The sequence below is a fragment of the Streptomyces spongiae genome, from assembly GCF_009377185.1.
Classification (GTDB): Bacteria; Actinomycetota; Actinomycetes; order Streptomycetales; family Streptomycetaceae; genus Streptomyces; species Streptomyces spongiae.
In genome coordinates this window covers 1-6809 of record NZ_VJZC01000544.1, presented here as the reverse complement: position 1 = coordinate 6809, position 6809 = coordinate 1, and the positions used below count along the sequence as shown (strand labels likewise).

6 protein-coding genes are annotated in these 6809 nt (G+C 72.2%); 3 read left to right on the top strand and 3 right to left on the bottom strand.

Annotated features, from left to right (window positions below; translation table 11 throughout):
* Positions 1 to 138 precede the first annotated feature (138 nt).
* Positions 139 to 789 (bottom strand): class I SAM-dependent methyltransferase, encoded by a 651-nt coding sequence (locus tag FNH08_RS40945; RefSeq protein ID WP_152776590.1) that lies wholly within the window; start codon positions 787 to 789, stop codon positions 139 to 141.
* A gap of 142 nt (positions 790 to 931) precedes the next feature.
* The gene (locus FNH08_RS40940) at positions 932 to 2683 is read right to left on the bottom strand and encodes an MFS transporter (RefSeq protein ID WP_152776589.1); all 1752 of its coding nucleotides are present in this window, start codon (positions 2681 to 2683) and stop codon (positions 932 to 934) included.
* A 327-nt stretch (positions 2684 to 3010) separates the two neighbouring features.
* Here FNH08_RS40940 and FNH08_RS40935 point away from each other — a divergent pair, with 327 nt between their 5' ends.
* From FNH08_RS40935 to FNH08_RS40925, 3 genes are all read left to right on the top strand, one after another.
* Positions 3011 to 4429: a DHA2 family efflux MFS transporter permease subunit gene (locus FNH08_RS40935; RefSeq protein WP_407704558.1), complete on the top strand. Its 1419-nt coding sequence runs from the start codon at positions 3011 to 3013 to the stop codon at positions 4427 to 4429.
* Between the two features lie 131 nt (positions 4430 to 4560).
* Positions 4561 to 5100 (top strand): SigE family RNA polymerase sigma factor, encoded by a 540-nt coding sequence (locus FNH08_RS40930; protein WP_152776587.1) that lies wholly within the window; start codon positions 4561 to 4563, stop codon positions 5098 to 5100.
* Positions 5100 to 6032 carry a hypothetical protein gene (locus tag FNH08_RS40925; RefSeq protein WP_152776586.1) on the top strand — a complete coding sequence of 311 codons (933 nt, stop codon included), beginning with the start codon at positions 5100 to 5102 and terminating at the stop codon, positions 6030 to 6032. Before FNH08_RS40930 ends, FNH08_RS40925 begins: the two co-directional genes overlap by 1 nt.
* 73 nt (positions 6033 to 6105) lie before the next feature.
* On the opposite strand, the gene FNH08_RS40920 is transcribed toward FNH08_RS40925, so the two are convergent.
* Positions 6106 to 6738, bottom strand: a complete 633-nt coding sequence (locus FNH08_RS40920) for a response regulator transcription factor (protein ID WP_152776591.1) — start codon at positions 6736 to 6738, stop codon at positions 6106 to 6108.
* Between the last annotated feature and the right edge of the window lie 71 nt (positions 6739 to 6809).

The window sequence follows — 6809 nt, the reverse complement described above, 5'->3', positions numbered from 1 at the left end:
GGCTGGGGCGGATCGAAGTCCGGGCCTACGTACGACACGACTGCCACCTTACGGGGCGGCCCGGGGGGTCGCAGGCCGCCGACACCACTCGGGTGAACGCGTGGGACAGGTGTTCCGGGGAGAGGTCCGGAGGGGCCCTCAGATCCCCGCCCCCGTGCGCCGGAGCACCCGCAGCGAGCCGGTCACCGACACCTCCGCGAACGCGCCGGACTCCAGGGCCCGGAGGTAGACGCGGTACGGGGCCTGGCCGGTGAACTCGTCCACGGGGTCCGGGAACACGTCGTGGATGAGGAGGAGGCCGCCCTCGGCCACGTGGGGGGCCCAGCCCTCGTAGTCGGCGGTGGCGTGCTCGTCGGTGTGGCCGCCGTCGATGAAGACGAGAGCGAGGGGAGTGCTCCAGATCTTCGCGATCTGCGGCGACCGGCCGACCAGGGCCACGACATGGTCCTCCAGGCCCGCCCGGTGCAGGGTGCGCCGGAAGGTGGGGAGCGTGTCCATGAGGCCGAGTTCGGGGTCCACGGTGGACGGGTCGTGGTAGTCCCAGCCGGGCTGCTGCTCCTCGCTGCCGCGGTGGTGGTCGACGGTGAGCGCGGTGACGCCGGACGCGCGGGCCGCGTCGGCGAGCAGGACCGTCGACCGGCCGCAGTACGTGCCGACCTCCAGCAGGGGGAGCCCGAGCTGCCCCGCCTCCACGGCCGCCGCGTACAGGGCGAGGCCCTCACCCGTGGGCATGAACCCCTTCGCCGTCTCGAACGCGGCCAGGATCTCGGGCTTGGGGGCCGCGGGCATGGGGTCCCTTTCGGTCGTACGAACGTCTGGGCGCCCATGCTGCCGTACCCCCTGCCGGACGGACGACAGGGGGTACGGCAGGGGGCACCGCAGCATGGGGCATGCCGGCGGTTCAGCCGGCGGAGACCGTCGCCTCACGGGATCAGCCGGCGGAGACCGTCGCCTCCGGGAGCGCCAGGTCCAGGTCCACCGGCCGGTCGTCGCCCAGGTGGGTCGCGGACGAAGCGTGCGGGCCGTGGCCGTTGGCCTTCGCGGTGAGGACGTACGCGCCCTGGGCGGGGACGGCGAGAGAGTAGCTGCCGTCCTCGGCGGACAGGGCCGCGCCGGTCTGACGGCCACGGCGGTCGATCAGCGTCACCTTGGCGCGGGCGACCGGGGAGCCCTCCGCGTCCAGGACCCGGCCGCGGAAGCCGCGCAGAGCCTCCAGGGCCTCCTCGGCGCGCTCCAGGTTGGCGTCCTCCTCGCTGCTCGCCCGCAACTGCGGCCCGGTCGCGGGGCGGCGGCCCGGCAGGAACAGGGCGAGGACCAGGCCCAGGGCGACCGCGGCCGTGGCGATCAGGAAGGAGACCCGGAAGCCGTGCATGGTCGGGATCGCGACGCCGTTCACGTTGTTCGCGGTGTCGGCGAGGACCATGCCGATGACGGCGCTCGACACCGACGTACCGATGGACCGCATCAGGGTGTTGAGGCCGTTGGCCGCGCCCGTCTCGGAGGCCGGGACCGCGCCGATGATCAGCGCCGGGAGCGAGGAGTAGGCGAGGCCGATGCCCGCGCCCAGGAGCACCGATATGACGAGGCTCTGCCAGGCGGCGCTCATCAGGCCGAGGCCGGCGCCGTAACCGATCGCGATGATCAGCATGCCGAGGATCAGGGTGACCTTGGGGCCGTACTTCGCCGACAGGCGGGCGTAGACGGGTGCCGTGAACATCATCGTCAGGCCCAGTGGGGCCACCAGCAGGCCCGCCGTGACCATCGACTGGCCGAGACCGTAACCGGTGGACGTCGGCAGCTGGAGCAGCTGCGGCAGGACGAGGGAGACGACGTAGAAGCTGACGCCGACCATGATCGACGCGAGGTTGGTGAAGAGGACGGCCGGGCGGGCCGTGGTGCGCAGGTCCACCAGCGGGGCCTTCATGCGCAGTTCCATCACGCCCCAGAGGACGAGGACGACGGCGGACGCTGCGAACAGGCCGAGCGTGGTGCCCGAGGTCCAGCCCCAGTCGCTGCCCTTGGTGATCGGGAGGAGGAAGAGGACCAGGCCGGTGGAGAGGCCGAGTGCGCCCAGGACGTCGAAGGAGCCCTCGGCGCGCATCGGGGACTCCGGTACGACGAGGAGGGTGAGGACGATCGAGAGCGCGCCGAGGCCGGCGGCGCCGTAGAAGAGGGCGTGCCAGTTGGCGTGCTCGGCGACCAGGGCCGCGGCGGGCAGCGCGAGACCGCCGCCGACGCCGATGGAGGAGCTCATCAGGGCCATCGCCGAGCCGAGCCGCTCACGGGGCAGCATGTCGCGCATCAGGCCGATGCCCAGCGGGATCGCGCCCATGGCGAAGCCCTGGAGGGTGCGGCCGACGATCATCGGGAGCAGCGTGCTGGTGAGCGCGCTGACCAGAGCGCCGACCACCATCACGGCGAGGCTGAGGACCAGCATGCGCCGCTTGCCGTAGAGGTCGCCGAGGCGGCCCATGATCGGCGTCGCCACGGCGCCCGAGAGCAGGGTGGAGGTCAGGACCCAGGTGGCGTTGCTCGGGGCGGTGTCCAGCAGCGTCGGCAGGTCCTTGATGACCGGTACGAGCAGGGTCTGCATCACCGCGACGACGATCCCCGCGAAGGCGAGGACCGGAACGATGGCTCCGGTCGCCTTCCGGGTGGGTCGGTCTGCGGTTGTTCGCGTCATTGCGTGGGGCCTCCGGGCCGGGTGTGAGCAGGGGAGTCCGGGCGGGCGTCTGGGTGGTCGTCTGCGCGGTCGTCCGTGCGGGCGTCTGAGCGGTCGTCCGTGCGGCCGGACTCGGGTTGTGCGGGGTACGTGGGTGTTGAACCCCGTGTACCTGGGCAACTATTCCGATGTTTCGGGTCGCTAACGAATTCTTGACCTTCACATGGGTTTCTGATGCTCCGTCAGGGGTGTTGGTTCCTTGGCCCGTACGGCGTAGGTCTCACGGCCGAGGAGGACCGGCGCGAAATGCCGATGCCGGGGCGGCGGGCGGTTGAGAGCATGAGGCCCATGCTCAGAGCCGCCGAAGACACCCGCGCCCCCGGCCGCACCGCGCCGTCCACCTGGCTCCTGGTCGCGCTCGCGTGCGCCGGGCAGTTCCTCGTCGTCCTCGACGTGTCCGTCGTCAACGTGGCGCTGCCGTCGATGCGCACCGACCTCGGGCTCGGCGTGGCGGGGCTCCAGTGGGTGGTGAACGCGTACACCATCGCCTTCGCCGGCTTCATGCTGCTGGGCGGGCGGGCCGGTGACCTGTACGGGCGCAAGCGGATGTTCCTCGTCGGGCTCGCCCTCTTCACCCTGGCCTCGCTCGGCGGCGGCCTCGCCCAGGACGGCTGGCACCTGCTGCTCGCACGGACCGTCCAGGGGCTCGGGGCGGCCGTGCTCGCGCCCTCGACACTGACCATCGTCACCTCGGCCGTACCGGAGGGGCCCGCCCGCGCACGGGCCATCGCCACGTGGATGGCGGTCGGCGCGGGCGGGGGAGCCGCGGGCGGCCTGGTCGGCGGGCTGCTGGTGGACACCCTGTCGTGGCGGTGGGTGCTGCTCATCAACGTGCCCGTGGGCGCCGTGGTACTGGCCGGCGCGGCATGGCGGCTCGTCGAGAGCCGGGCGGGGGAGAGGCGCCGGCTCGACCTGCCGGGCGCGGTCCTGGTGACGGCGGGCCTCGCGACCCTCGCCTACGGCATCGTGCAGACCGAGGCCGAGGGATGGACGGCGGCCGTGACCCTGGTGCCGCTGCTGGCCGGACTGGCGCTGATCGGCGCCTTCCTGGCCGTAGAGGCACGGACAAGGGCGCCCCTGATGCCGCCGAAGCTGCTGCGGCTGCGGTCGGTGGCGTCGGCCAACACGGCGATGTTCGTGTGCGGCGCGGTGATGTTCTGCACCTGGTACTTCATGACGCTGTACGCGCAGAACGTACTCGGCTACACCCCGCTGGAGGCCGGGCTCGCGGGGATGCCGAGTTCGCTGGCCGTACTGCTCGGAGCCCAGCTCGCGCCCCGGCTCATGCCGGTGCTCGGGGCACGGCATTCCGTGGTGCTCGGGATACTGGTGGCCGCCGCCGGGTTCGGGTGGCAGTCCACGATGACGGCGGACGGTTCGTACGTGACCGCGATCATGATCCCCGGCGTCCTGATGATGGCCGGCGCGGGCCTGTCGGCGACCCCGCTGGCCGCGCTCGCCACGGCCGGGGCCGCGCCCGGGGACGAGGGCCTGGTGTCCGGGCTCGTCAACACCTCGCGGACGATGGGCGGTTCCCTCGGCCTCGCCGCCATGTCGACGATCGCGGCGGCCCGTACGGCGGGCGGCACCTCGCCCGAGGCCCTGACGGCGGGGTACGCCCTGGTGTTCCGCACGGGCGGAACCGTGCTGCTGGTGACGGCGGTGATGGCGCTGGCGTGGCTGCCGCGCGGGGCTTCCGCGGACTGAGACCCGGCGGAGGCGGTAGGCGGGCAGGCGGGCAGGCCGGCGAGTGGAGGAGACTCACCGGCGAGGAAATTCACCGGCGGGGCAACGCGATCCGGTCCCCATGGACTGTATGAGGCATCAAGGAGGTGCCCATGGGGGATCGGAAGCAGGCTCGGGACGCGGAGTTCCAGAGCTTCTTCATCGGCCGCTGGCCACGACTGCTGAGAACGGCCTTTCTCCTCACCGGGGAGCAGCACGCCGCGGAGGACCTGGTCCAGACGACGTTCGAGCAGGTCTACGTGGCCTGGCGCAGGGTCGCGTCGGCCGAGGACCCGGACACGTACGTACGGCGCGTGATGATCAACGCACACGCGCGCAGACACCGCAGACGCCTCAAGGAGTTGCTGGCGCCGAGGAGCGACTCGCCCCTGGTGCCCGAACTGCCGGACGGCGGCGACCGGATGGCCCAGGCCGACGACCGGGGAACGCTGCTCACCGCACTGTCCCACCTGCCCCCGCGCCAGCGGGAGGCGGTGGTCTTGCGGTACTGGGAGGACCTGAGCGAGGCGCAGACGGCGGAGGCGATGGGGTGCTCGGTGGGAGCGGTGAAGAGCAACGCGGCGAAGGGGATCGCGAAACTCAGGGCCCTGCCGGGCCTGGCCGAGACGGTGACGCAGGGAGGGCGGAAGTGATGAGCTCGGACCAGGAGAACAACCGCGGGATGGCCGGCGACGGGAAGCCCGACCGCGGGATGGTCGGCTACGGCACGCCCCATCACGGCACACCCGACCACGGGACGACGCACGGCGACGCGGTGTCCCGGGACATCACCCTGCTCCTGGCGGACGCGACGGACGCGGTCCGCATCGGCGCGGCCCCCTGCCAGGCCGTCGTACGGGGAGGCAGGCGCCGGAAGACACGCCGCTGGACGGTCGCGGCCGTCGCGGCGGTGGTGATCGCGGGGGCGACGGGCACGCTCGCCCTGACCGCGATGACGGACGGCGACGGGGGCCGGGTGTCCCCGGCGGCGACACGGCCGGCCACGGCGGAGGAGCGGCATGTGTACAAGCCGCAGAAGACGACGTTGGAGACGGGACACGACTACGGCAAGGACTGGAAGGTGGCGGTCGACGTCTGGGGGGCGCCACGGAACGAGGCGGAGTCGTCCCGTCAGTACGAGGCGCTGAAGCGCCTCTACAAGGTGGTGCCGGTGGTCATCAACCGGGGCTCGGCGACACCCACGGCCCCGGACCCGTCGGAGTGGGTCGGCAAGGGGCGCGTCTATGTGCGCCTGACCGTGGGCGACCGGAGTTCGTCGGTGGTCGAGGAGGAGTTCTCCGAGGGCGGCGTCCCGTTGGGCAAGGGATCCAAGACCTACACGACGCCGCTGCTCGACAACGGCGCGCTGCAGGGCGAGCCCGACGAGAAGTCCGACCGGCAGCTCGTGATCGGCAGGGTCCCCCCGGCCGCCCAGCAGGTCCGCGTCACCTGGTCCGACGGGTCGACCACCGAGATCGGCCGTGACGAGGGCCGTTTGGTCGACGCCGTGGGCTCCCGGATGAGCTGGTTCGTCGTGCTGGCGCCCGAGGGTCTGTCCTACGACTCGACGAAGGTGACGAAGTGAGGCGCATGTCGTGAGGCGCATGCCGTGAGGCCCATGCGGCCGGAGCAGGCGTACTGGGCCGGAACCCCTGCCGTCACAGCCACCCCTGCTGGCGGGCCTCCCGCATCGCCTCCATGCGGTTGCGGGTGCCCGTCTTGCCGATCGCGGAGGAGAGGTAGTTGCGGACCGTGGACTCGGACAGGTGGAGCTTCGCGGCGATGTCGGCGACGGTCGCGCCGTCCGCGGATGCCTTGAGGACGTCGCACTCGCGGGTGGTGAGCGGGTTGGGGCCCGCGCTCAGGGCGGCCGCGGCGAGTGCCGGGTCGATCACGGTCTCGCCGGTCAGTACGCGGCGGACCGCCTCGGCGAGTTCCTCCACCGGGCCGTCCTTCACGAGGAACCCGGCGGCGCCCGCCTCCATGGCCCGGCGCAGATAGCCTGGCTGGCCGAACGTGGTGAGGATCAGCACGCGGCAGTCCGGTACCTGGTCGCGGAGTTCGGCGGCTGCGTCCAGGCCGCTCCTGCCGGGTAGTTCGATGTCCAGCAGTGCCACGTCGGGGCGGTGGGTGAGCGCGGTGTCCACGATCGTGTCTCCGGCGGCGACCTGTGCCACGACCTCGATGTCCTCCTCCATGCCCAGGAGCAGTGCGAGGGCGCCTCGCATCATGCCCTGGTCCTCGGCGAGCAGCACTCTGATGGACTTGGCGGGCCGATGCGATCGCGGCATCTCGTTCACGGGGCAAGGGTAGGACGGGAGGGTGCGTGCCGGGGGTTTTCTTCGCCCCCGCCGCCCCTACC